This window comes from Saliniferula longa (genome assembly GCF_050789285.1).
GTDB lineage: Bacteria > Pseudomonadota > Alphaproteobacteria > Rhodobacterales > Rhodobacteraceae > CAVPWP01.
Genome location: NZ_JBOUVX010000004.1, coordinates 244,811 through 268,198, shown reverse-complemented (window position 1 = coordinate 268,198; position 23,388 = coordinate 244,811). Strand labels below are relative to the sequence as shown.

Below are 23,388 nucleotides of genomic sequence, written 5' to 3'. Positions count from 1 at the left end.
CGGTCAGACGCCCGCCTTGACGATCGCCTCGGCAAGGATCGGGACGGTCGTGGCGTTCAGCCCGGCGATGTTGATCCGCGAATCCCCCACCATGTAGATCCCGTGGCTGGCACGCATCGCCATCACCTGTTCGGGGGTTGCGCCCAGGCGCGAGAACATGCCGCGATGCCGGGCGACGAAGTCGAAGCGATCCGAGTTCGTGCGTTGGCGCAATTCGTCCGCAAGGCTTTGGCGCAGACCCAGCATTCCCAGCCGCACCTCTTCGAGTTCGGCCTGCCAGTCGGCGCGCAGGGCGGGATCGTTCAGGATCATCGTCACCAGCCGTGCCCCGTGGTCGGGCGGGAACGAGAAGTTCTGGCGGTTCAGGTGCGCCATCGAACCCTGCGCGATATCCCGCGTCGCCTGATCCGCCGCAATGGCAAGCAGAAGCCCCGTGCGTTCACGATAGACGCCGAAGTTCTTCGAACAGCTTGCCGCGATCAGCACCTCGGGCAGCCGCGCCGCCAGAAGCCGCGTGCCATAGGCATCGGCATCAAGCCCATCGCCGAAGCCCTGATAGGCCATGTCGATCATCGGCACCGCGCCGGTCCGCTCGAGCAGATCCGCCACGGCGCCCCATTGGGCCTCGGTAAGGTTGGCGCCGGTCGGGTTGTGGCAGCAGCCATGCAGCAGCACCAGATCGCCAGGTCCCACGTCGGCCAGGTCGGCCATCATCGCATCGAAATCGACGCCGCGTGTCGCCTCGTGGAAATAGCGATACTCGGCGAAGGCAATGCCGCGGTGCCTCAGGATCGAAAGGTGGTTCGGCCAGGTCGGGGAAGACACGCGCACGCGCACATCGGGCTTCGCCATCTTCGCAAGTTCGAAGGCCATGTGAACCGCGCCGGTGCCGCCCGGCGTCGCGGCGCCCGCCACGCGCGCGGCGGGAGCCGCGTCGCCAAGGATGAGCTGGCGCATCGCGTCGGCGAAGGCCGGGTCGCCGGCCAGCGCCACGTACGTCTTGGTCGTCTCCTGTTCCCAAAGCTGCTTCTCGGCGGCCTTCACCGCGCGCATCACGGGGGTATGCCCGGTTGCGTCCTTGTAGACGCCGACGCCAAGGTCGACCTTGGCGGTGCGCGGGTCTTCGCGGAAGAGCTTCATCAGTTCGATGATCTTGTCGGCGGGCTGGGGCGTGAGGTTGGAAAGCATCGGGAACTCTCAGTCGGGGATGCGGGTCAGGTCGCGGTTGCGTGTCAGCACACGGGTGCGATCCTCGCGGCGGACGGGCGTGAAACCGTGACGCTGATAGGATTGAAGTGCGCGGGGATGGTCGAGCGTGCAGGTGTTCACCTCAAGCCGGGTCACGCCGGGCATGTCCCAGGCCATCAGGATCGCGGTCTTCAGAAGCCACGAGCCAAGGCCGCGCCCGACCGCTTCGGGCACAAGGCCGAAATAGGCGAGATCGCAGGTCGTTCCCGCGCGCGCGTCGAGCAGGAAGAAGCCGTGCGGCCAACCGTGCACGAGAAGCGTATGAAGCGTCACCGCCTCGTGCGAGAGCCAGGCCGCGATATCGGAATGCTCGCGCTGGTGGATGTCTTCCCAGGCATAATCGCGCCCCACCGCGTCGTAGAGCGACAGAAAGTACCAGACCGGCGGATCCTCGGCCTTCAGAAGCGAGGCCGGTTCCGTGGCAGGAAGATGCGGATAGCTCCAGGTGGGGCGCTCGGTCATTTCGAGGAAGGTCACCGTGTAGGGCACCTCGGTGCCGGCAGGAACGATGGTCATCCCGTCTCGACCTTCAGGTCGGGATACATGCCCCACTCGGCCCAGGACCCGTCGTAAAGCGAATGGTCGAGGTGCCCGATCCGGTCCAGCGCCAGAAACAGGATCGCGGCCGTGACGCCGGACCCGCAGGTGGTAATGACCGGTTTCGACAGGTCCACGTCGGCCGCCGCAAAGGCCGCGCGGATGCCGGCCGTGTCCTTCATGGTGCCGTCGTCGTTCAGGACCGTGCGGTAATGCACGTTCTTCGAGCCGGGGATATGTCCTGACCGCAGGCCCGGTCTGGGCTCGGCTTCCTCGCCCCGGAACCGGGCGGGAGATCGCGCATCCACGATTTCGTGGTCGCCCAGCTTTGCCGCGGCGGCGACCTGCGTCACGTCGTTGACCAGCGCCGCCTGGCGCTGCACGGTGATGTGTCGGTCACGCAGGATCGGGGGCATGTCCTCGACCGGGTGGCCTTCGGCGCGCCATTTCGGGAACCCGCCATCAAGCACGGCGACATCGGTCTTGCCCATCAGGCGGAACAGCCACCAGACCCGGGCGGCCGAAAACATGCCCGCCCCGTCGTAGATCACGATCTGATGCCCGTCGCCCACGCCCATGGCGCGCATCCGGCTGATGAACTTCTCGGGCGGCGGCGCCATGTGCGGCAGGTCCGAGCGCAGGTCCGAGATCTCGTCGATATCGAAGAACCGCGCGCCGGGGATGTGGCTTTCCGCATACTCGGCCTTCGCGTCCCGGCCCATGTCCGGCAGATACCAGCTTGCGTCGAGCACCCGCAGGTCGGGGTCCTTCAGGTGCTCGGCCAGCCAGCCGGTGGACACAAGCGTTTTCGGATCGTCGGACATGGCGGAAACCCCCGGAAGGTGCGCCTGTCGTGCCTAGCGCCGCAGCGGGCATCAGGCAAGGGGCGGGGGTCACTCCACGATATCGATCGGCCCCTCGAGGTCGGGGAGGTCGTCGGTGACATCGACCGCCTCCAGCACCTTGACGATCTCGCGGGCGAAGAAGGGGAAGTAGGCGCGCACGTCCTTGCGCTCGAGCGAGCGGTGGAAGACGAGGCGCGCCGAGAGGTGGTCGGTGTACCAGACCCAGACGTTGCAGGCCTCCATTCCACCCGAGGGCACAGAAACCTCATGCGAGCAGTTGACCCAGTGCGGCGGCCAGGGTTGGCCGCTGTCGCCCTCGAAGATCTACAGGCCTCGGACCGGCAAGATGTCACCTTCGTCGCGATACGACTCGTAAGCCTCGTAGGTCACCGGACCGAACGCGCGGGTTCCGCGAAGCGTGAGAAACCCGAGCATGTTCGCCTTGACCTCGTCCCTCGAGCTGCGCGAACTGAGGCGCAGGTTCAGCGGCGCATAGGCGTTCTCCGAGCCGGGGATCACCGCCGCGTTGACGCCGAGGAGCGCCTGCCGCCCGGACGCCGGGCCGAACCACGGCTGGCAGATCCGGAGGTACCGCGTGTCGAACTTCACCGCGGCCCCGTCAGGCCAGAGCCGCGCGTTGTCGACGTACCAGGGCGTTGCCTCGGACCCCTCGGCGACGGCGCCGTCCGCCGCGAAGGTGGCGACGAGCGTCACGCCGAGCGCGAGGGCATGGACAAGGGGACGAGCCATGGCTTCAGGATAAGGTCGGTTTTGCCTGAACACATAGCCGGGTGGTCGCATCTGGCGGAGCGCCGTGGCGTCCCCGCCTCACCCCCGCTCCTTCAAGAGCCTCTGTTTCTGCCGCTGCCAGTCACGCTTGGCTTCGGTCTCGCGCTTGTCGGTGGCCTTCTTGCCCTTCGCGATGCCCAGCTTCAGCTTCGCGATGCCACGGTCGTTGAAATACAGCACGATCGGTACCAGCGTCATGCCCTGGCGCTGGGTGGCGTTCCAGAGGTCGGCCATCTGCTTTTTCGATATCAGAAGCTTGCGGATCCGCCGTTCCTCGTGGCCCCATTGGCGGGCCGGTTCGTAGCGCGCGATGTAGGAATTCACGAGCCAGAGCTCGCCGTTCTTCACCTCGGCATAGCTGTCGGCGATGTTGACCTGCCCGGTCCGCATCGACTTCACCTCGGACCCCATGAGGATGATCCCGCATTCGAGATCGCTCTCGATGGCATAGTCGAAGCGCGCGCGCCGGTTCTCGGCGACGACCTTGTAGTTGGGGTTGTCCTTGGGCTTCGACATGGCCGCCTGACATATGGTGCACGGTCCTGCCTGTCCAGTCCGAGCCTTGACCCGACCTTCGGTCTGGAGAACAAGTCCGGAATGCTTGTCCAGATCCTGCTTGGCACCGTCATCACCTTCTGCTCAGTCATCGTCGGCGCGGTGATGTGGTGGCTTCTGATCCGGATGCTGCGGCGGATCGAGCCCTGGGTGCGGCGCCCCCCTTATGCCTTCAAGACGATCGGCGTGATCTGCCTTGTGGTCACCTGGACGATGGCTGTCGTGATGTTGGGCGTGGGCATCTGGGCGACGGTGTTCATCGCCATCGACACCTTCGATACGGTCGAAGAGGCGATCTACTACTCGCTGGTGGCCTATACCACGCTTGGTCTGGGCGATGTCCTTGTGCCGCTGCAATGGCGGCTTCTGGGCGGCATGGTCGGCGCCAACGGCTTCCTGATGTTCGGGCTGCTGACCGCGATGCTGACCGACACACTGCGCGACATGCGCAGAATGCGCTGGAGCGACTAGTTCACGAGACCCGCGTGGCGCATGGCCGCGCGGATGCGGTCCTTCGTGCCGTCGGTCAGGCCGACCAGAGGCAGCCGCACCTCTTCGCGGCAGCGACCCAGAAGCGACAGGCCATACTTCGCGCCGGCAAGGCCGGGTTCAAGGAAGATCGCCTCGTGCAGCGGCATCAGCCGGTCCTGGTAGGCGAGAGCGGCGGCATAGTCGCCCGCCAGCGTCGCGGCCTGGAATTCCGCGCAAAGTCGGGGCGCGACGTTTGCGGTGACCGAGATGCACCCCCTGCCGCCATGGGCATTGAAGCCCAGCGCCGAGGCATCCTCGCCCGAAAGCTGCAGGAAGTCCTTGCCGCAGGTCTCGCGCTGTTTCGACACGCGGGTGATGTCGCCGGTCGCGTCCTTCACCCCGATGATGCGCGGCAGCTTGGCCAGTTCGCCCATCGTGGCCGGTGTCATGTCGACGACCGAGCGGCCGGGAATGTTATAGATGATGATCGGCAGGCTCGAGGCGTCATGCAGCGCGCGGTAGTGCGCGATGAGACCCGCCTGCGTCGGCTTGTTGTAATAGGGCGTCACCACCAGGGCGGCATCCGCGCCCGCGGCTTCGGCGTGGCGGACGAATCGGATCGCCTCGACGGTGTTGTTCGATCCGGCCCCGGCGATCACCGGGATCCGGCCAGCGGCGGCCTTGACCGTTTCGCTGACCACAAGCTCGTGTTCTTCGTGGGTCAGCGTCGGGCTTTCGCCGGTCGTTCCCACCGGGACCACGCCCGCGCTGCCCTCGGCGACGTGCCAGTCGATCAGCGCGCGCAGGGTGTCGAGGTCAAGCTCGCCATTGCGGAACGGCGTGACCAGTGCCGGAATCGATCCCTTGAACATGCGCGCGTCCCTCATTCCCCTGGCGGTCCCCATGACCGCGTCCGGCCACCCCGGACCGATCGCGGCGGACACTAGCCAAGCCGCCGGGCCTTGCCAAGTTTGTGTATTGCCACGGCGTGCGGCCAAGCTAGGGTCCCCCGCATGTCGCTTCGCCCCCTTCTTGCCCGCCTGATCACCGTTCTGGCCCTTCTTCTGGCCGGCGCCGGCATGGCCGCCGCGCAATCCACGCGCGAGGCCGACGCGCTGTCGCGTGCCCTGACCGAGATGCGCGCGGGCGACTGGGAGGCCGCTCGGGCTTCGGCGCGTGGCGCCGGACCCATCGGTGCCGACATCATCGAATGGCATTACCTGCGCGGCGCGCGTGGGACCTTCGACGAAGCCGTGGCCTTTCTTGCCCGCCGCCCCGACTGGCCGGGCCTTGCCTACCTGCGTGAACGATCCGAGGCGGCTGTTCCCTTCGGAACGCGCTCGGCCGAGGTGCTTGCCTTCTTCGCCGAGACCCCGCCGCAGACGGGGTCGGGCTCGTCAGCGCTGACTGCGGCCTATCTTGCCGAAGGCCGGGCCGCCGAGGCCGAGGCGCAGGCCGTCCTTGCCTGGCGGACACAGATCCTGTCGGCGGCGGACGAAGACGTTCTCTTGTCGCGCTTCGGCGGCGTTCTTGCCCCGCATCACACCGAGCGGCTCGACATGCTGCTCTGGCGTGACCAGCGGCCAGGGGCCGAGCGCATGTATCCCCGCGTGGACGAAGGCTGGCGGGCGCTGGGGCGCGCGCGCCTTGCCTTGCGGGCGGACCAGCCCGGCGTCGACACGCTGATCGCGGCCATTCCCGCGTCGCATGCCGACGATCCGGGCCTGGCTTACGAGCGGATGCAGTGGCGTGTCCGAAAGGGCCGAACCGACGACGCCATCGCCTTGATGATCGACCGCGACGGCACGGTGGCCGATCTCGGAAATCCCGAAGCCTGGTCGAACTGGCGGCGGGTTCTCGCGCGATCGGCCATGCGCAGCGGAGAGGCCCGCACCGCGTATCGCCTTGCCGCGCGCCACGGTCTGACCGAAGGATCGAACTATGCCGATCTCGAATGGCTGGCCGGCTATGTCGCCCTGCGGTATCTCGACGATCCCGAAGCGGCGCTGGGCCATTTCCAGCGTTTCCGACTGGCGGTCGAGACGCCGATCAGCCTTGGCCGCGCGGGCTACTGGGAAGGTCGCGCCCACGCCGCGATGGGCAATGCCGAGATGGCCCAGGCCGCCTATGCCTTCGGCGGCGAGTTCCAGACCAGCTTCTACGGCCTGCTGGCGGCCGAAGCCGCAGGCCTGCCGATGGATCCCGCGCTGACCGGGACCACCGACTATGGCGATTGGCGCACCTCGTCCTTCGCCGAAAGCTCGGTGCTGGCGGCGGGTCTTCTGCTGCAAAAGGCGGGCGAACGGTCGCTGGCCGAGCGTTTCCTGACGCACCTGGCCGAAAGCCTGGATGAGTCCGGCGTGGGCCAGCTTGCCGCGCTGGCCTTCGAACTGGAAGAGCCGCACATCGCCCTGATGATCGCCAAGCGAGCGGCGGATGCCGGGATCGTTGTGCCGGCGGCCTATTACCCGGTCGTGGACCTGGGGGCGGCGAACCCGATCGTGCCGCCGGAACTGGCGTTGTCTATCGCGCGGCGCGAAAGCGAATTCGACCCGGGCGTGGTCAGCGGCGTGGGCGCACGGGGGCTGATGCAGCTCATGCCGGGCACCGCCGAAGAGATGGCCGGCGATCTTGGGCTGCCTTACAGCGCGAACCGGCTGCTCAGCGACCCGGCCTACAACGCGACGCTGGGGGTGGCCTACCTTGCCGAGCTGATCAGCGAGTTCGGGGGTAACTTCGTGCTTGTTTCGGCGGCCTACAACGCTGGACCAAGCCGTCCCCGCCGCTGGATACAAGAGCGCGGCGATCCGCGCGCGGCCGGGACCGACGTGATCGACTGGATCGAGCACATCCCCTTCGACGAGACGCGCAACTATGTGATGCGGGTCACCGAAAGCCTGCCGGTCTATCGCGCGCGTCTGACAGGCCGGACCGAGCCTTTGCGGCTGAGCCAGGAGCTTCAGGGCCGCTGACGCCGCAGCGCCAGCCGTTCGCGCCACAGCGTGAACAGGCCCGCTCCGATCACGACGGCGGTTCCGATGGCGACGTTCGTCTCGATCGTCTCGCCAAAGATGAAGATCCCGAACATCGCCCCGAACACCAGCTGGAAATAGGCGAAGGGCTGCACCGCGCTGGCCTCGGCCACCTCGTAGCAGCGGATCAGCAGCCAGTGGCCCAGCGCCCCGGTCACGCAAAGCGCGGCCATCCAGCCCCAGTCGGCGGGCGTCATCGGTTCCCAGAACCAGATGCCGACAAGCGTCATGAAGGCCGCGCCCACCGTGCCGGTCCAGAAGAACGAGGTGGCCGTCGTGTCCTTGCGCGCCGCATAGCGCGTCAGAAGCCCATAAAGCGCGAACATCAGCGCCGACAGAAGGGGCACAAGCGCGATGGGCGAGAACACGTGATACCCCGGCCGAAGCACGATCAGGATACCGACGAAGCCCACCGCGATGGCGACCCAGCGCCGCCAGCCCACGCGCTCGCCCAGGACGAGGCCTGACAGGGCGGCGATCATGAGCGGATAGCTGATGAAGACGGCATAGCTTTCGATCAGGCCAAGCAGAGTGAAGGACAGAACCATCACGCAGACCTCGCTGGCCAGGAGCAACCCCCGCACCGTCTGGAGCACGGGCTGCGACGTCGCGGCCGCCTTGCGCAGGCCGCCGCTCTTTCGCGCGGCAACCGCCATGACGAAGGCCGCGAAGAACCAGTAGCGGATCATCACGACCATCAGCACGTTGTATTCGGACGCCAGGTGGCGCGAGATGCCGTCCTGCGTCGCGAAGACGAAGGTGGTCGCCAGCATGAGGGAGATGCCAAGGCGGGTGTTGGTCTCGGTCATTCGGGCATCCGGGCCACGGTCATGTGGCGCTTGCGGCCGAAGCCCGGGCGGCGTTCGACCTGAAATCCCGCCTCGGCCAGCGCTCGGCGCACGGCGCCGGCGGCAGAATAGGTGGCGGCGCTGCCCCCCGGGGCGGTGTGACGCGCGACACCGGCCAGAAGGTCCGGCGTCCAGAGCCCGGGGTTCTTGGCAGGCGAGAAGCCGTCAAGGAACCAGGCATCGGCCCTCCCCGACCATCCCGGAAGGGTCCGTGCAGCGTCACCGATCAGGATCGTTGCCGCCATGTCGCCGTCCTCGACGGTTGTTCCCGGTTGCGCAAGAGCCCGGGCGACGAGGTCCGCGCCGTCGGACACTTCGGGGAAGGCCGACAGCGCCCGGCGCAGATCGGCCTCGGCCATCGGGTAGGCTTCGAAGCCCACATAGTGAAGCCGGCCGGTCTGTCCGCTCTCGCGCCACAGCAGCCGGGCCGCAAGCAGGTTCAGCCCCGTGCCGACGCCAAGTTCTGCGATGGTGAAGCCGGGGCGGAAGCGCGCGGGCAGGTCGTTGCCCTGCAGGAAGACGTGGCGTGTTTCGGCCAGACCATCCTCGAGCGAGAAATAGGGGTCGTCGAAGCGAGTCGAGATCGGCACGCGCCCGTCGCGCCAGTCCACCTCTGCCTGCCCGTTTGCCACCGGTTCCCGTCCCGACTACCCTGATCGCCGGCGCGACACTGGAGAAGGCCGCGAGCATTGGCAACCGTCGATCTGACCGTGCGCGGGGCGGGCATCTTCGGCCTGTCCGTGGCCTGGGCCGCGCTGCTTCGGGGCGCGCGTGTGCGGGTGGTCGATCCTCATGGCGTGGCGGCCGGTGCCTCGGGGGGGGTCGTGGGCGCGCTGGCCCCGCATACGCCCGACGCCTGGAACGCCAAGAAGGCCTTCCAGTTCGACAGTCTGGTTCTGGCAGAGCCCTTCTGGCGTCAGGTCGAGGCGACGTCGGGTCTGGTCACGGGCTATGCCCGGCTGGGGCGGCTTCAACCCCTTGCTGACGAGCGCGCGGTCGACATGGCGCGGGCGCGCGAGGCCTCGGCGCAGGAGGTCTGGCAGGGACGCTTTCGCTGGAGCGTGGTTGACGCGACCCAGGCCGGTGCCTGGGCACCGCCGTCACCCACGGGGCTTCTGGTGCATGACGACCTGAGCGCCCGCCTAGCCCCGCTCGCCGCCTGCCATGCGCTGGCCGCGGCTATCGCGATGCGTGGGGGCGAGATCCTGCGCGACGGCGCGGACGACGGCGCGGTCCTGTGGGCGACGGGGGCCGCCGGCCTGCATGCGCTGTCCGGGGCGACGGGGCGGCCGGCGGGCGGCGGGGTAAAGGGGCAGGCGGCCGTCCTGCATTTCGACGCGCGCGAGATGCCGCAGGTCTTCGCGGGCGGGCTTCACATCGTGCCCCATGCCGATGGCACGGTCGCTGTCGGATCGACTTCGGAACGCGACTATGCAGACCCCACCGGGACTGATGCCGCCCTTGACGCGGTCATCGAGCAGGCGGTCGCGGCCATGCCGGTGCTGCACGGCGCCCGGGTCGTCCGGCGCTGGGCGGGCCTGCGCCCGCGCAGCCGGTCGCGCGCCCCGATCCTCGGGCCCTGGCCGGGGCGGCCCGGGCATTTCATCGCCAACGGCGGTTTCAAGATCGGGTTCGGGGTCGCCCCGAAGGTGGCCGAGGTCATGGCCGACCTGATCCTTGACGGACGCGACACGATTCCCGACGACTTCCGCGTCGAGGCGTCCCTCTAGGCCCCTTGGCCCCTTCGGGCCTCGGCCTTGAGAAGCTCCATCAACTCGGTCAGTTGCGCGATGTAGCGCTCGCCCGTCAGTCGGCCGGACTCGTCGAAGGCGTTGGAACTGTCCGCGACCATAACGTCCGGCCCCATCAGCATGCGCGGCCGGAACGGCACCAGCGCCAGCCGCAGCGACGAGTTCGCCCGCGCGCCGCCCGCGCGCCCGTCGGCGGCCGAGATCACGGCCACGGGTTTGTCCCGCCACGGCCGGCCGGGCACCCGGCTGACCCAGTCGAGCGCGTTCTTCAGGACGCCTGACAGCAACTGGTTGTATTCGGGGGTCGAAATCACCACCGCCTCGGCCGCCTTGATCTGGTCGGCCAGGGTCTGGACCTTGGCGGGGATGCCTTCGGCTTTTTCTTCGTCGCCGTCGTAAAGCGGCAGGCGCAGGTCGGCTTCGGTGTAGGGGCCGCCGTAAAGCCGCGCCGCCTCGCGGATGAGCTTGCGGTTGGTCGCCTCTTTACGCAGCGACCCCGAGATGCCAAGCAGCATGGGCTGTCCCCCGTTGGTTCCGAACGCGATCTAGGGGACTGGCCCGGATATGCAAGCGAATCGCGGAGGAACGGGACATGAGGCACGGCGGCCGCATCCTTGTCGATCATCTGAAGGCGCAGGGCGTGGCGCGGGTCTTCTCGATCCCGGGCGAAAGCTTTCTTGCGGTGCTCGACGGGCTTTACGACAGCGGGATCGAGAATGTCGTCTGCCGGCACGAGGGCGGCGCGACGATGATGGCCGAGGCGCACGGCAAGCTGACCGGACGCCCGGGCGTGGCCTTCGTCACCCGCGGGCCGGGGGCGACGAACGGCGCTTCGGGCACCCACGTCGCGCGGCAGGATTCGACGCCGATGATCCTGTTCGTCGGCCAGATCGCGCGCGGCCACCGCGACCGCGAAGCCTTCCAGGAGGTCGACTACCGCGCGGTCTTCGGCCCGCTTGCGAAATGGGTGGCCGAGATCGACGATGTCGCCCGTCTGCCCGAATACTTGAACCGCGCATTTCATGTGGCTATGTCGGGACGTCCCGGCCCCGTTGTGCTGGCACTGCCCGAGGACATGCTGGCCGAACACGCCGACGTCCCCGACCTTGCCCCCACCGCGCCCTCGGCGCAGGGGGTGGACGCGGACGCGCTGCGGGCGATCCGTGACAGGCTGGGGCGGGCGCGCAACCCCCTGATCGTCGCCGGCGGGTCGGGCTGGACGGCGCAGGCGGCAGAGGATCTGCGCGCTTTCGCCGAGGCTTCGGGCCTTCCGGTCGCGGTGACCTTTCGGCGGCAGGACCATATAGACAACCGGTCGGCGTCCTACGTGGGCGATCTTGGCGTCGGCATGAACCCCAAGCTTGCCCAGCGGCTTCAGCGGGCGGACTGCCTTCTGATCCTCGGGTCGCGGTTCGGGGATATCCCGACGCAAGGCTACGAACTGATGGACCCCGCCGCACCGGGCAAGACGATCCTGCACGTCCATCCCGACCCGGACCTGCCGGGCACGGTCTTTCGCAGCGATGTGACGCTGTGCGTCCCCGCGCCCGTGGCGATTCGCGCGCTGCTGGACGGCGGGCCGGTGACGGGCGACTGGGCCGACTGGACCGCCGCCGCGCGCGCCGAATACCAGGCCTGGCAGGTGCCGAAAGAGAGCCCCGGTGCGGTCAGGCTCGAAGAGGTCGTCCGGTGGCTTTCCGACAGCCTGCCCGAAGATGCCATCGTCACCAATGGCGCGGGCAACAACGCGGCCTGGGTGCACCGATACTTCACCTACAAGGGCTATCGCAGCCAGCTTGCGCCGACCTCGGGCAGCATGGGCTACGGCCTGCCCGCCGCCATCGCCGCAAAGCTGGAACACCCCGCACGGACCGTCGTCTGCTTCGCGGGCGACGGCTGCTTCCAGATGACCGGGAACGAAATCTCGACCGCGCTCCAATACGGTGCGAACGTCGTCGTCATCGTCGCCAACAACGGCCGCTACGGCACGATCCGCATGCACCAGGAGCGGACCTATCCGGGCCGCGTCAGCGGCACAGACCTGCGCAATCCCGACTTCGCGGCGCTGGCGCGTGCCCATGGCGGGCATGGCGAAACGGTTGAGCGCACGTCGGATTTCCCGGCGGCGTTCGCGCGGGCCCTTGCCTCGGGTACGGCCGCCGTGATCGAACTGCGCCTCGATCCCGAGGCGCTGGCGACCGGCTTCAGCCTGTCCGAAGCGCGCGAGATGGGATTGCGCCGGTCGCTTTGAACGCGCACACCCTTTCAATATCTTGTGGACAAGCCGGCAAGGTCGCGCAGATGCGGGGTCCTTTGCGTTGACAGGGCGGCGCACCGGCCTGACACTGCCCGGATCGGAATCACAGCGGACCCCGCACGCCCTTGCGCTTCACCAGGCTCAGACTCAACGGCTTCAAAAGCTTTGTCGACCCCACCGACCTTGTCATCGCCGATGGGCTGACCGGCGTCGTCGGGCCGAACGGTTGCGGCAAGTCGAACCTGCTTGAGGCGCTGCGCTGGGTCATGGGGGAAAACCGCCCGACCGCCATGCGCGGGGGCGGGATGGAGGACGTGATCTTTGCCGGGGCCGCCAGCCGCCCGGCGCGGAACTTCGCGGAAGTGGCACTGTTCATCGACAATTCCGAGCGGCTGGCTCCGGCCGCCTTCAACGACGCGGACACCCTTGAAATCGTGCGCCGCATCACCCGCGACGCGGGGTCGGCCTACAAGGCCAACGCCAAGGACGTGCGCGCGCGCGACGTGCAGATGCTGTTTGCCGATGCCTCGACCGGGGCGCATTCGCCGGCGTTGGTGCGGCAGGGCCAGATTTCGGAACTGATCAATGCCAAGCCGACGAACCGTCGCCGGATCCTCGAGGAAGCCGCCGGCATCTCGGGTCTTTACCAGCGCCGTCACGAGGCCGAACTGAAGCTGAACGGCGCCGAGCAGAACCTTGCACGGGTCGAGGACGTGATCGAGCAGCTGGCCCAGCAATTGCGGCAGTTGGAACGCCAGGCCCGACAAGCCGCGCGCTATCGCGAGATCGGCGAAGAACTTCGCAAGGCCGAGGGCGCGCTGCTTTATCGCCGCTGGCACGAGGCCGGCCAGCACGCGCAGGCGGCTCAGGCGGCCCTGACCGACCAGACGCGCCGCACGGCCGAGGCCGAGCGCCTTGCGCGCGCGGCGGCCACGCGCCGGGGCGAGGCCGAGGAAGGTCTGCCCCCCCTGCGCGAGGAAGAGGCCATCGCCTCGGCCATCCTGCAGCGGCTGACGGTCGAGCTGTCGACGCTGGACGAGGCCGAGAAGCGGGCGCGCGGCGCGATCGCGGCACTCGAGGCCCAGATCGAGCAGTTGGCGCGCGACGCCGAACGCGAAGCCGTGCTGAACCGGGACGCCGGCCAGACGCTGGCGGCGCTTGACGACGAAGCCACGCGGCTTGCGGCCGATGGCGAGGGGCATGAGGCCGCGCTCGAGGCTGCCGCGGCGGCCGCGCACGACGCCGCGCAGGTCCTGCAGGATCGCGAGACCGCCTATTCCCAGCTGACCGAGGATGTGGCCCGGCTTGCCGCGCGTCATCAGTCCGCGCAGCGTCTGGTCGAGGACGAGTCCGCGACACAGCAGAAAAGCGAGGCTGCCGCCGTCGCTGCCCGTGAGGCCGCGCGCCAGTCCGCCGAGGACCTGAAGCGCTCGGAATCGGCGTTTGCGGCCGCTGAGGCGGCGCTGGCCGAAGCGACCGCCGCCGCCGAATCCGCCGAGGCCGCGCTGGTCGCCGCCGACGATGCGCGCGGCGAAGCCCAGGCGCGCGAGTCCGACGCCCGGGCCGCCCATTCGGCCGCTTCGGGAGAGGTCAGCGCCCTTCGGGCCGAGGTTGCCGCGCTGGCGCGTCTTGTCCAGCGGGACACCGCCGAGGGCGGGCAGGTTCTGGACCTTGTCTCGGTCAAGTCGGGCTACGAGAAGGCCCTGGGCGCGGCGCTGGCCGACGACCTGCGCGCCCCGGTCGTGAAGGCCGATGGCGTGTCGGGCTGGGCCGCGCTGCCGGGCTATGCCCAGCCGCAGACCCTGCCCGACGGCGTCGCGGCCCTGTCGAATTTCGTGACCGTGCCCGATGTCCTGGCCCGCCGGCTGAGCCAGGTGGGACTGGTCGACCGGTCGGATGGCACCCGGCGTCAGGCCGAGCTTCGTCCCGGCCAGCGCCTTGTCAGCGTCGACGGCGACCTTTGGCGCTGGGACGGCTTCCGCACCGCCGCCGAGGATGCGCCTTCGGCGACCGCGCTTCGGATGCAGCAACTGAACCGCCTGCAGGAGCTGAAGCAGGACCTTGAAGAGGTCGGTGCGCGCGCCGCGGGCGCCGAACAGGCGCACGAGGTGCTCAAGCGGCGGCTGGCCGAGACGACCGAGGCCGACCGGGCCGCGCGCGAAGCCCGCCGTGCCGCCGACCAGCGCGTGACGGAATCCAGCCGCGCGCTGTCGCGGGCCGAAGCCGATCGCAACATCGCCGCGGGCAAGCTGGAAAGCTCGCGCCTGGCCGAGGTGCGCCATTCCGAGGAAGCGGCGGCGGCACGCGAGCGCCTGCGCCAGGCCGAGGCGGCGTTGAAGGGTCTGGGCGACCTCGATGCCGCACGGGCCGAGGCCGAGGATGTGCGCGTGACCGTCGAGGCCGCGCGGATGACGATGATGACCCGGCGGTCGGGTCATGACGAGCTGCGCCGCGCCGGCGAGGCGCGTCATCGCCGCCTGACCGAGATCGCGCGCGAGCGCGGCGATTGGGTCAACCGGCTTGAAACCGCCGGGGCGCGGATCGCCGAACTCGACGAGCGTCGCGAGGCCGCCGACCGCAAGCTGACCGAGGCGAAGGCCGCGCCTGAACGCATCCGTGCCGATCAGGCGGCGCTGCGGTCGCGCATCGACGAGGCCGAGGCGCGGCGCCGGAAGGCCGCCGATGCCTTGGCCGCGGGCGAGACCGCCCTGCGCGAGGCCGCCGCGGCCGAACGCGACGCCGAACGCGCCGCATCCGAGGCCCGCGAGGCGCGGGCCGGCACCGAGGCGCGGCACGCCGCCGCGAAAGAGGCCGTGGCCGCGGCCGCGGCGCGGATCGCCGAAGAACTCGACACGTCGCCCGACGCGCTGTTCGACACCCTGGCCACCACGCTTGACGCCATGCCTTCGGCCACCGCGCTCGAGGCAGACGTCCATCGCCTGCGCCGCCAGCGCGACGCGCTTGGCGCGGTCAACCTGCGCGCCGAGGAAGACGCCCGTGAAGTGCAGGAAGAACACGACACGCTGGTGAGCGAGCGCACCGACCTGCAAGAGGCGATCGGCACCCTGCGGACCGGGATCGCCAACCTCAACCGCGAGGGCCGGGAACGGCTGCTAACCGCTTTCGAGCAGGTGAACGGGAACTTCGCGATGCTCTTCAAGCATCTCTTCGGGGGCGGCGAGGCGAGGCTTGTCCTTGTCGAAAGCGATGACCCGCTCGAGGCCGGGCTCGAGATCATGTGCCAGCCGCCGGGCAAGAAGCTGGCCACGCTCAGCCTTCTGTCGGGGGGCGAGCAGACGCTGACCGCGCTGGCGCTGATCTTCGCCGTGTTCCTGGCAAACCCTGCGCCGATCTGCGTTCTGGACGAAGTCGACGCGCCGCTGGACGACGCCAACGTTACCCGGTTCTGCGACCTTCTGGACGAGATGACGCGGCGCACCGACACACGATTCCTGATCATCACCCATCATGCCGTGACCATGTCGCGGATGGACCGGCTGTTCGGGGTGACGATGGCCGAACTGGGGGTCAGCCAGCTTGTCTCGGTCGACCTGCGAAAGGCCGAGGCGCTGGTCGCTTAACCTTAGACCGAATTAACCTTTACGGCTTAGAACGACTCGTGAACGAACGACATGAGGTGTTCACGATGTACGAGTTCACGGGAATCGCTCTGGGTCTCTTCCTTCTGGCCATCGCCAGCGGGCTTGGCAGCCCGGATCATGCGGTGAAGCGCGATTTCGCGACCAAGCCGCTGGTGGTCGTCGCCCTGCGCTGACCGCTTCAGAGGCGGTTCAGAAGCTCGGTCGTTGGCCAGGCATCCGCGGGCAGGCCAAGGCGCATCTGCTCCTTCTGGACCGCCGCGCGCGTCAGGGCGCCAAGGATGCCGTCGATGGCGCCCACGTCGTGCCCGCGCGCCTGCAGCTTCTGCTGAAGGGCTTTCATCTGTCCCTCGGGCAGGGCGGGGCTGGGATTGCCGGCCTCGAACACCGGCGCGCCTTCCAGGCGTGTCGCGAAATAGGCGGCGGTGGTGACGTAGACGAAGCTCTTGTTCCACTCGAAATAGACGTCGAAGTTCGGGTAGGCGAGGAAGGCCGGCCCGTTGCGCCCCTGCGGCAGCAGGACCGAGGCGGGCAGGTTTCGCGCCGGCAACGCGCCCGATCTGCCGCGCACGCCCAGCGCCTCCCAGTCCGAGACGCGCCTGGCCTTTCCAAGCCCGGTTTGCGACCAGTCAAGCGATTGCGGCACGACGATCTCGACCAGCCAGGGCTCGTTCGCCCGCCAGCCAAGCGCGCGCAGCATGTTCGCCCCCGACATCAGCGCGTCGGGCGCCGAGGTCTTGAGCCGCACGTGCCCGTCGCCGTCGCCATCGACCCCGTTCCGGATGATGTCACCCGGCAGCATCTGCACCATGCCGATCTCGCCCGCCCAGGCGCCGGTGGTGCGCGCCGGGTCGAGATCGCCCATGGTATAAAGCTGAAGCGCCGCGAAGACCTGCGGCCGGAACAGGTCGGGCCGGCGGCAGTCGTGCGAAAGGGTCATCAGCGCGTTCACGGTGTTGAAGTCGCCCTGAACCGCGCCGTAGTCGGTCTCGAAGGCCCAGAAGGCCAGAAGGACACCCCGGTTGACGCCGTAGTCCCGTTCGATCCGGTCGAAGACGGCATCCCACTGCTGCGCGTTGCGCTGGCCCCGCACCAGGCGGTCGTTGCTGATGAGACGGCGGGCGAAATCGGTGAAGGGCATCTGGAAGATGCCCTGCGCGCGGTCGGCGCGGATCACCGCCGGATCCTGCCGGACGCCGGAAAAGAAGCTGTCGACGCTTGCCCGGTCGAACCCCTGGCGCAGGGCTTCGGCCCTCATCGCCGCGACAAAATCGCCGAAGCTTCCTCCGCAGGGCACGCTCGCAGATGCGGGGGCGGCTGCGGAAAGGCCCGCAAGGGCGACCATGAGGGGGGCGATGTGGTGGCGCAGGCGCATGGGGTCACTCCGTCTGTGATGCTGAACCCTAGCAGTCCGCTGCCGTCTGGCAATGGCCGGCGGACTGCCGCCGCGTCAGGTGTCGACCACGGTCGCGCGTTAACCTTTCGTTAGGAACTTGGCCGACATATTGGCGTCGGGGGAACGCGGAGCCGGAAGATCTGGCCCCGGAGGTGACATGCTGGTCCTGATCGTGGCGAACAATCCCGACCTGTCGAGGGTCTGGGCGAACCATCTTGAGCGTCTTGGAGCCATCGTGGCGCGTGTCGCGTCGCAGGACGAGGCAACGCAGTTCCTGTGCGAGTTCGAGGTCGGCGTCATCGTGCTCGACCTGATGCTGGTGCGGGGCAGCGCGATCGCGGTGGCCGATTTCGCAAGCTACCGCCAGCCCGACGCCAAGGTCGTCTTCGTCACGAACAGCACCTTCTTTTCCGACGGGTCGATCTTCAACCACATCCCCAACGCCTGCGCCTATGTGAAAACCCACACCCCGCCCGAGGACATCGCGGCGATCGTCCACCACTACGGCAGCACCTGAGGCCCTGGCTTCAGGCGGCCCTGCGCGGCAGTTCCTCGCGCCGATGCGGTTCGGACCAATCGAGGATCGGGTTGATCGGGAGGATGCGATGCGGGTTTATCGAGGCGTGGCTGTAATGATAGTGCCGCACGATGTGGTCGAAGTTCACGGTGCCGGCGACGCCCGGTCGTTGGTAAAGTTCGCGCGTGTAGGCCCAGAGGTTCGGATAGTCGATCAGCCGTTTCCGGTTGCATTTGAAATGCAGGTGATAGACCGGATCGAAGCGCACCAGCGTCGTGAAGAGCCGCCAGTCGGCCTCGGTGATCCGCCCGCCCATCAGGTAGCGGCTGCGTGACAGCCGATCCTCGAGCCAGTCGAGCGACTGAAACAGAGGCGCCACTGCCGCGTCGTAGGCGGACTGGGTGGTGGCGAAGCCGGCGCGGTAGACGCCGTTGTTGACCGTGTCGTAGATGCGGGTGTTCACGTCGTCGATGGCCGCGCGAAGGTCTTCTGGCCAGTAGTCGTCGCGGTTGCCGGTCAGGTGATCGAAGGCGCCGTTGAACATGCGGATGATTTCCGAGGATTCGTTCGACACGATCGTCTCGCGCTGCCGGTCCCAGAGCACCGGCACGGTAACGCGGCCCGAAATCTTCGGATCGGCTTTCAGGTAGATGTCGCGCAGGAAGGGCGCAGCATGCAGCCTGTCTCCGGTCGTGCCCGGATAGTCATGCGCAAAGGTCCAGCCGTCCGTCAGCATGTCGGGGTGCACGACCGAAACGCCGATCAGGTCCTGAAGGCCTTTCAGTTCGCGGAAGATCAGCGTGCGATGCGCCCAGGGACAGGCGTAGGAGATGTAAAGATGATAGCGTCCCGCTTCGGCCTCGAAGCCGCCATCGCCTGACGGGCCCGGCCTGCCATCGGGGGTGATCCAGTTCCGGAACCGCGCGGTCGACCGCACGAAGGCCCCACCGCTGCGCGCCGTGTCGTACCATGTGTCGTGCCAGACGCCGTCTACCAGCTGTCCCATCCGAGGTCCTCCGTTCAGCAATCCACGGGTCAGGTAGGCGACGCATCCAGGCACAGTAATCCCCATGTTGGCGCAGCTTAAGTGCGAAATTGCACACCAAATCCGACGGCCGGCCCATGTGGCGACAATTCCCCAGTCGAAGTGGAATCGTCGCCTTGCGTTTGGAGATTCCGAAGCTTTGCTTGACGAAACGTGAAAACCCCTCATCCTCAAGGCGTTAGGGGGAGTATGTGTCATGTCCGAGTATCTGCCGAAAGAGGTGCGTGACGGCCTGGAACGGGCCCGCAAGCGTGCCGCCGCCAAGAAAAGCCGCCTTCGGGTGAAGGTTGGCGATCAGACCTTCACCATTCTGCGCGTGTGGGACCGGGGCTTCGCCCTCGATGCCGAGGACGCGCCGCACCTGCGCGGCCTTGTCGACCTTTACGATGGCGCGCGGCATCTGTCGCAGTGCCTTATCGTGGCCAGCGCGCAAGAGGCCGGCGAGATGGTCTATGAATTCAAGCGCTCGACCGCGGCCGTCGACCGCGCGCCGCTGGACTACGACCGGGACGAAAACGCCCCCGTGGGTCTGATCCCGCGCCTTGTCTGAGGCGCGGCGGACCTACTGAAGATCGGCGAAGGCCTCTTCCATGCGCTCGATCGCCGTCAAAAGGCGCGGCCGCGGCATGGCAAGGTTGAACCGGTTCCAGCCGTCACCGCCGGTGCCGAAGGCCTGACCCGGGCTTTTGGCGATTCGGGCATGGACCCCGATTCGGGTATCGACATCCTGCGTCGTGCAGCCCGTGCCACGGAAGTCGACCCACGACAGATAGGTGGCGCTCATGTCCATGACCTCGATGCCCGGCAGGGCGCCGATGCGGTCCCGCCACAGCGTGAAGTTGTCGGCAAGATAGGCACGGACCGCATCGCTCCACGGTCCGCCCTCGCGGCAGGCCGCGCGCAGCAGGAGCATGCCGAAGCGGTTGGGGGTGCCGCCCCGGTTCCTGAAGGTCTGGTCGAAGGTCGCCATCAGTGCGGGATCCTCGATCACGATGAACCCGGTTTCGCCCCCGGCGATATTGAAGCCCTTCGACGCCGCCGACAGGGTGACGAGCCGTGCCCTGGCCTCGGGCGCGGCGACCGCGGTCGGCACATGGCGGACGCCCGGGAAGGTCAGGTCCATGTGGATCTCGTCCGAGATCAGGATCAGGTCGTGGGCCTCGCAGAAGGCGGCCAGGGCGCGGATCTCGTCCGGCGACCAGACCCGCCCGCCGGGGTTGTGCGGTGAACACAGGACCACGATCCGTTCGCGGCCTGTCAGCCGGGTCGCCAGGTCTTCGAGATCCATCTCGAAACGGCCGTCGGTCATCGCCAGCGGGCTTTCCAGCACGGTGCGGCCCAATGCCCGAAGCTTGCCGTAGAAGGAATGGTAGACGGGCGAGAACAGGATGACGCCGTCGCCTGGGTCGGAAAAGGCATCGACCGCCATGGCGAAGCCCGCGACCACCCCGTGCGAATACCGCAAGGCCGACGGATCGAAGCTCCAGCCGTGCCGGGTGGACATCCATGTCGTGACGGCCTCGGACACGCGGGCGGTCTGCGCGAAATACCCAAGGAACCCGCGATCGACCTCGGTCTGAAGCGCCTTGAGGATGCAGGGCGCGGCCTGGAAGTCCATGTCGGCCACCCACATCGGAATGGCGTCCTCGGCGGTCACGCCCATGAGCGTGGCCATGTCATCCCACTTCTGCGCGAAGTGTCCCTTGCCCGAGGGGGCGCTGTCGAAATCGAAGTCCATGGTTCGTCATCCTCGCCGAAGTTCGGCAAACCTAGCCGGGCGGCGGGCGACCGCAAGCCGATTGCGCAGGCGGCGAGGGTCCCCTAAATCGGGGCCATGACGTTGCGCCCGATCCTGATCCATCCCGACCCGCGCCTGAAGAAGGTCGCCGACCCCGTGTCCGAGATTACCGACGACCTGCGTCGGCTTGCCGACGACATGCTGGCGACGATGTACGATGCCCCCGGCATCGGTCTTGCCGCGCCGCAGGTCGGCGTGCTGAAGCAGATGCTGGTGATGGATTGCGTAAAGGACGAAGCCGCGCCCCCGCGCCCCATGGTCCTGATCAACCCCAAGGTGGTCTGGTCCTCGGAGGAGCGCAACGTCTACGAGGAGGGGTGCCTGTCGATCCCCGAGCAATACGCCGAGGTCGAGCGCCCGGCCGAGGTCGAGGTGGCTTGGACCGGTCTTGACGGCAAGCCCCAGGCCGAACGCTTTTCCGGTCTCTGGGCCACCTGCGTCCAGCATGAGATCGATCATCTGAACGGCATCCTCTTCATCGACTATCTCAAGCCGCTGAAGCGACAGATGATCACCCGCAAGATGGTCAAGCTCAAGCGCGACCGGGCGCGGGCGTGACCGTTCGGCCCATCGCCCTATGGCCCGATCCGGTGCTGGCGCGCCGGGCCGATCCCGTGGGGCGGGTGGACGACGGGGTGCGCGCCCTTGCCGCCGACATGCTGGAAACGATGTATGCCGCGCCCGGACGCGGCCTTGCCGCGCCGCAAGTGGGCGTGTCGCGGCGCCTGTTCGTCATGGACGTGGCCTGGAAGACCGGCGACCCCGACCCGATCGTCTGCATCGACCCCGAGATCGTCGAGACCGGCGGCGACTTGCTTCTGAACGAGGAAGGCTGCCTGTCGATCCCCGGCATCCTTGTGCCGGTCCGGCGTCCGGGCCGGATCGTGCTGCGCTGGACCGATCTGAAGGGCGCCCGTGTCGAGGCCGAGATGACGGGCTTCGCCGCGATCTGCGCCCAGCACGAATACGATCACCTCGACGGAATCGTCACCTTCGCCCGCGCCGACCCCACTCTGCGTGCCGACCTCGAGTCCGCCTATGCCGAGGCCACGAGATGACGGCGCGCCTTTGCCTGCCCTGGCCCGACCGCCGGCTCAGGACCCGCGCCGACGAGGTGCCCGCGATCACCGACGCGACCCGCGCGATCTGGGGCGACATGATCGACACGATGGAGGCGATGCCGGGCGTCGGCCTTGCCGCCCCGCAGATCGGGGTGATGCTGCGCCTTGCCGTCGTCGATGCCTCGGACGCACGCGATCAGGCGGTGCGGCTGGCCAATCCGGTGATCGTCGCCGCCTCTGACGAGTTGCGCGCCCATGAAGAGGCAAGCCCCAACCTGCCCGGCATTTCGGCCATCCTGCACCGCCCCGCGCGGGTGACGGTGCGCTACCTCGACGAGACGGGCGCCGACGTCACGCGCGACTTCGAGGGGCTGTGGTCGACCAGCGTGCAGCACCAGATCGACCACCTGGACGGCAGGCTCTTCATCGACCGGCTAAGCCGGACGCGGCGTGACATGTTGCTGCGCAAGGTGCGGAAGGGCGCGGCATGAAGGTGGTGTTCATGGGCACGCCGGAGTTTTCGGTTCCGGCGCTCGACGCGCTGGTCGCGGCGGGGCATGACGTCGTATGTGTCTATACCCAGCCGCCGCGCCCGGCGGGGCGCGGCCAGAAGGACCGGCCAAGCCCGGTCCATGCCCGGGCCGAGGCGCTTGGGATCGTGGTGCGCCACCCCCGCAGCCTGCGCACCGACGAGGCGCAGGCCGACTTCGCCGCGCTCGACGCCGATGTGGGTGTCGTCGTGGCCTATGGGCTGATCCTGCCGCAGGCGGTCCTCGACGCGCCGCGCCGCGGCTGCCTGAACATCCATGCCTCTCTCTTGCCGCGATGGCGCGGTGCGGCGCCGATCCACCGGGCGATCCTTGCGGGCGACGCGGAAACCGGGGTCTGCATCATGCGCATGGAGGCCGGTCTCGACACCGGGCCAGTGTTTCTGCGCGAGGCGACGCCGATCGGCGAGGCCGAGACAACGGCCGACCTGCACGACCGGCTGGCGGGCCTTGGCGCCGGGCTGATCGTCATGGCGCTGGACCGTCTCGATACGCTTGTGCCCGACCCGCAGCCGGAGGCGGGCGTGACCTATGCCAGAAAGATCGACAAGGCCGAGGCCGCCATCGACTGGATCCGCCCCGCGGTCGAGGTCGACCGCCAGATCCGCGGCCTTTCGCCCTTCCCCGGCGCATGGACGACGCTGAACGGCAAGCGCGTGAAGCTTCTGCGGTCGCGGCTGGCGAAGGGGGCCGGCGCGCCGGGTGCGGTTCTTGAAGGCTTCATCGTGGCCTGCGGAACCGGCGCCGTGGAAGTCACCGAAGCTCAGATCGAGGGCCGCGAACGGCAGGGCGTCAACGCCTTCCTCAACGGCACGCCGCTGCCCCCCGGCACCATCCTTGGAGGATAGTCCATGTTCCCCACCCTGATCGGCACGGTCGTGATCGCCGGGATCGTCGGCTACCTCGCCGAGAAGACCGGCTTCACCCATAACGGGATCCTGCAGTCGATTATCATCTGCGTCGGCGGGGCGTTCGTCTTCTACTTCGTGACACTGATGTTCGGGATCAGCTTCGGAAGGCCCGGCATCAACGCCATCGTCGCTGCTGTCGGCGCGCTGATCATCGTGCCGACGCACTGGCGGAAATGACGG

At 68.1% G+C, this 23,388-nt stretch carries 26 protein-coding genes; 13 read left to right on the top strand and 13 right to left on the bottom strand.

Features of this window, described 5'->3' with window-relative positions; all coding sequences use genetic code 11:
• Positions 1 to 3: 3 nt before the first annotated feature.
• The 6 genes from ACRDNQ_RS17850 to smpB all read right to left on the bottom strand — a co-directional run bounded on the left by ACRDNQ_RS17850 (position 4) and on the right by smpB (position 3,935).
• On the bottom strand, positions 4 to 1,188 hold the full coding sequence (locus tag ACRDNQ_RS17850; RefSeq protein WP_431830066.1) for an amino acid aminotransferase: 1,185 nt from the start codon (positions 1,186 to 1,188) through the stop codon (positions 4 to 6).
• A gap of 9 nt (positions 1,189 to 1,197) precedes the next feature.
• Entirely contained in the window at positions 1,198 to 1,764 is a 567-nt protein-coding gene (locus ACRDNQ_RS17845; protein ID WP_431830065.1) for a GNAT family N-acetyltransferase, read from the bottom strand.
• Positions 1,761 to 2,609 (bottom strand): 3-mercaptopyruvate sulfurtransferase, encoded by an 849-nt coding sequence (gene sseA / locus ACRDNQ_RS17840; RefSeq protein ID WP_431830064.1) that lies wholly within the window; start codon positions 2,607 to 2,609, stop codon positions 1,761 to 1,763. Before sseA ends, ACRDNQ_RS17845 begins: the two co-directional genes overlap by 4 nt.
• Positions 2,610 to 2,678: 69 nt before the next feature.
• Positions 2,679 to 2,873 (bottom strand): hypothetical protein, encoded by a 195-nt coding sequence (locus tag ACRDNQ_RS17835; RefSeq protein WP_431830063.1) that lies wholly within the window; start codon positions 2,871 to 2,873, stop codon positions 2,679 to 2,681.
• A gap of 81 nt (positions 2,874 to 2,954) precedes the next feature.
• Positions 2,955 to 3,380, bottom strand: coding sequence for a hypothetical protein (locus tag ACRDNQ_RS17830; RefSeq protein WP_431830062.1), 426 nt, complete (start codon positions 3,378 to 3,380; stop codon positions 2,955 to 2,957).
• Positions 3,381 to 3,458: 78 nt separating this feature from the next.
• A complete protein-coding gene (gene smpB / locus ACRDNQ_RS17825) occupies positions 3,459 to 3,935 on the bottom strand; it encodes an SsrA-binding protein SmpB (protein ID WP_431830061.1) in 477 nt (158 codons plus the stop codon).
• Between the two features lie 81 nt (positions 3,936 to 4,016).
• On the opposite strand from smpB, the gene ACRDNQ_RS17820 reads away from it, so the two are divergent.
• Positions 4,017 to 4,445 (top strand): ion channel, encoded by a 429-nt coding sequence (locus ACRDNQ_RS17820; RefSeq protein WP_431830060.1) that lies wholly within the window; start codon positions 4,017 to 4,019, stop codon positions 4,443 to 4,445.
• On the opposite strand, the gene dapA is transcribed toward ACRDNQ_RS17820, so the two are convergent.
• On the bottom strand, positions 4,442 to 5,317 hold the full coding sequence (gene dapA / locus ACRDNQ_RS17815; protein ID WP_431830059.1) for a 4-hydroxy-tetrahydrodipicolinate synthase: 876 nt from the start codon (positions 5,315 to 5,317) through the stop codon (positions 4,442 to 4,444). The two genes, ACRDNQ_RS17820 and dapA, sit on opposite strands and share 4 nt — an antisense overlap.
• Positions 5,318 to 5,458: 141 nt before the next feature.
• On the opposite strand from dapA, the gene ACRDNQ_RS17810 reads away from it, so the two are divergent.
• Complete coding sequence (locus ACRDNQ_RS17810) at positions 5,459 to 7,417, top strand: lytic transglycosylase domain-containing protein (RefSeq protein WP_431830058.1); 1,959 nt, start codon at positions 5,459 to 5,461, stop codon at positions 7,415 to 7,417.
• Here ACRDNQ_RS17810 and ACRDNQ_RS17805 read toward each other — a convergent pair.
• Both ACRDNQ_RS17805 and mnmD read right to left on the bottom strand, forming a co-directional pair.
• Positions 7,405 to 8,286, bottom strand: coding sequence for a DMT family transporter (locus tag ACRDNQ_RS17805; protein ID WP_431830057.1), 882 nt, complete (start codon positions 8,284 to 8,286; stop codon positions 7,405 to 7,407). The two genes, ACRDNQ_RS17810 and ACRDNQ_RS17805, sit on opposite strands and share 13 nt — an antisense overlap.
• A complete protein-coding gene (gene mnmD / locus ACRDNQ_RS17800; protein WP_431830056.1) occupies positions 8,283 to 8,957 on the bottom strand; it encodes a tRNA (5-methylaminomethyl-2-thiouridine)(34)-methyltransferase MnmD in 675 nt (224 codons plus the stop codon). Before mnmD ends, ACRDNQ_RS17805 begins: the two co-directional genes overlap by 4 nt.
• 57 nt (positions 8,958 to 9,014) lie before the next feature.
• On the opposite strand from mnmD, the gene ACRDNQ_RS17795 reads away from it, so the two are divergent.
• A complete protein-coding gene (locus tag ACRDNQ_RS17795) occupies positions 9,015 to 10,055 on the top strand; it encodes an NAD(P)/FAD-dependent oxidoreductase (protein ID WP_431830055.1) in 1,041 nt (346 codons plus the stop codon).
• Here ACRDNQ_RS17795 and ACRDNQ_RS17790 read toward each other — a convergent pair.
• Positions 10,052 to 10,591 (bottom strand): NADPH-dependent FMN reductase, encoded by a 540-nt coding sequence (locus ACRDNQ_RS17790; RefSeq protein ID WP_431830054.1) that lies wholly within the window; start codon positions 10,589 to 10,591, stop codon positions 10,052 to 10,054. The genes ACRDNQ_RS17795 and ACRDNQ_RS17790 overlap by 4 nt on opposite strands.
• A gap of 77 nt (positions 10,592 to 10,668) precedes the next feature.
• Here ACRDNQ_RS17790 and ACRDNQ_RS17785 point away from each other — a divergent pair, with 77 nt between their 5' ends.
• The 3 genes from ACRDNQ_RS17785 to ACRDNQ_RS17775 all read left to right on the top strand — a co-directional run bounded on the left by ACRDNQ_RS17785 (position 10,669) and on the right by ACRDNQ_RS17775 (position 16,108).
• The gene (locus tag ACRDNQ_RS17785) at positions 10,669 to 12,327 is read left to right on the top strand and encodes a thiamine pyrophosphate-binding protein (RefSeq protein WP_431830053.1); all 1,659 of its coding nucleotides are present in this window, start codon (positions 10,669 to 10,671) and stop codon (positions 12,325 to 12,327) included.
• 131 nt (positions 12,328 to 12,458) lie between these two features.
• Positions 12,459 to 15,914 (top strand): chromosome segregation protein SMC, encoded by a 3,456-nt coding sequence (smc, locus tag ACRDNQ_RS17780; RefSeq protein WP_431830052.1) that lies wholly within the window; start codon positions 12,459 to 12,461, stop codon positions 15,912 to 15,914.
• Positions 15,915 to 15,952: 38 nt separating this feature from the next.
• Positions 15,953 to 16,108: a hypothetical protein gene (locus ACRDNQ_RS17775; protein WP_431830051.1), complete on the top strand. Its 156-nt coding sequence runs from the start codon at positions 15,953 to 15,955 to the stop codon at positions 16,106 to 16,108.
• Between the two features lie 5 nt (positions 16,109 to 16,113).
• On the opposite strand, the gene ACRDNQ_RS17770 is transcribed toward ACRDNQ_RS17775, so the two are convergent.
• Positions 16,114 to 17,307, bottom strand: a complete 1,194-nt coding sequence (locus ACRDNQ_RS17770; protein WP_431830050.1) for a lytic murein transglycosylase — start codon at positions 17,305 to 17,307, stop codon at positions 16,114 to 16,116.
• A 178-nt stretch (positions 17,308 to 17,485) separates the two neighbouring features.
• Between ACRDNQ_RS17770 and ACRDNQ_RS17765 the strand changes: the two genes are divergently transcribed.
• On the top strand, positions 17,486 to 17,845 hold the full coding sequence (locus tag ACRDNQ_RS17765; RefSeq protein WP_431830049.1) for a hypothetical protein: 360 nt from the start codon (positions 17,486 to 17,488) through the stop codon (positions 17,843 to 17,845).
• Positions 17,846 to 17,855: 10 nt separating this feature from the next.
• Here the strand turns inward: ACRDNQ_RS17765 and ACRDNQ_RS17760 are convergent, their stop codons facing one another.
• Positions 17,856 to 18,851 carry a glutathione S-transferase family protein gene (locus tag ACRDNQ_RS17760; protein WP_431830048.1) on the bottom strand — a complete coding sequence of 332 codons (996 nt, stop codon included), beginning with the start codon at positions 18,849 to 18,851 and terminating at the stop codon, positions 17,856 to 17,858.
• Between the two features lie 235 nt (positions 18,852 to 19,086).
• Here ACRDNQ_RS17760 and ACRDNQ_RS17755 point away from each other — a divergent pair, with 235 nt between their 5' ends.
• Positions 19,087 to 19,440, top strand: coding sequence for a hypothetical protein (locus tag ACRDNQ_RS17755; RefSeq protein ID WP_431830047.1), 354 nt, complete (start codon positions 19,087 to 19,089; stop codon positions 19,438 to 19,440).
• A gap of 12 nt (positions 19,441 to 19,452) precedes the next feature.
• Here the strand turns inward: ACRDNQ_RS17755 and ACRDNQ_RS17750 are convergent, their stop codons facing one another.
• The gene (locus ACRDNQ_RS17750; protein ID WP_431830046.1) at positions 19,453 to 20,628 is read right to left on the bottom strand and encodes a MalY/PatB family protein; all 1,176 of its coding nucleotides are present in this window, start codon (positions 20,626 to 20,628) and stop codon (positions 19,453 to 19,455) included.
• Positions 20,629 to 20,724: 96 nt separating this feature from the next.
• Here ACRDNQ_RS17750 and def (ACRDNQ_RS17745) point away from each other — a divergent pair, with 96 nt between their 5' ends.
• The 5 genes from def (ACRDNQ_RS17745) to ACRDNQ_RS17725 are packed head-to-tail and all read left to right on the top strand — an operon-like array spanning position 20,725 to position 23,385.
• Positions 20,725 to 21,246: a peptide deformylase gene (gene def / locus ACRDNQ_RS17745; protein ID WP_431830045.1), complete on the top strand. Its 522-nt coding sequence runs from the start codon at positions 20,725 to 20,727 to the stop codon at positions 21,244 to 21,246.
• A complete protein-coding gene (def, locus tag ACRDNQ_RS17740) occupies positions 21,243 to 21,746 on the top strand; it encodes a peptide deformylase (protein WP_431830044.1) in 504 nt (167 codons plus the stop codon). Before def (ACRDNQ_RS17745) ends, def (ACRDNQ_RS17740) begins: the two co-directional genes overlap by 4 nt.
• Positions 21,743 to 22,240 (top strand): peptide deformylase, encoded by a 498-nt coding sequence (gene def, locus ACRDNQ_RS17735; protein ID WP_431830043.1) that lies wholly within the window; start codon positions 21,743 to 21,745, stop codon positions 22,238 to 22,240. Before def (ACRDNQ_RS17740) ends, def (ACRDNQ_RS17735) begins: the two co-directional genes overlap by 4 nt.
• Positions 22,237 to 23,145 carry a methionyl-tRNA formyltransferase gene (gene fmt / locus ACRDNQ_RS17730; RefSeq protein ID WP_431830042.1) on the top strand — a complete coding sequence of 303 codons (909 nt, stop codon included), beginning with the start codon at positions 22,237 to 22,239 and terminating at the stop codon, positions 23,143 to 23,145. Before def (ACRDNQ_RS17735) ends, fmt begins: the two co-directional genes overlap by 4 nt.
• A gap of 3 nt (positions 23,146 to 23,148) precedes the next feature.
• Positions 23,149 to 23,385 carry a hypothetical protein gene (locus ACRDNQ_RS17725; RefSeq protein ID WP_431830041.1) on the top strand — a complete coding sequence of 79 codons (237 nt, stop codon included), beginning with the start codon at positions 23,149 to 23,151 and terminating at the stop codon, positions 23,383 to 23,385.
• Positions 23,386 to 23,388 lie beyond the last annotated feature (3 nt).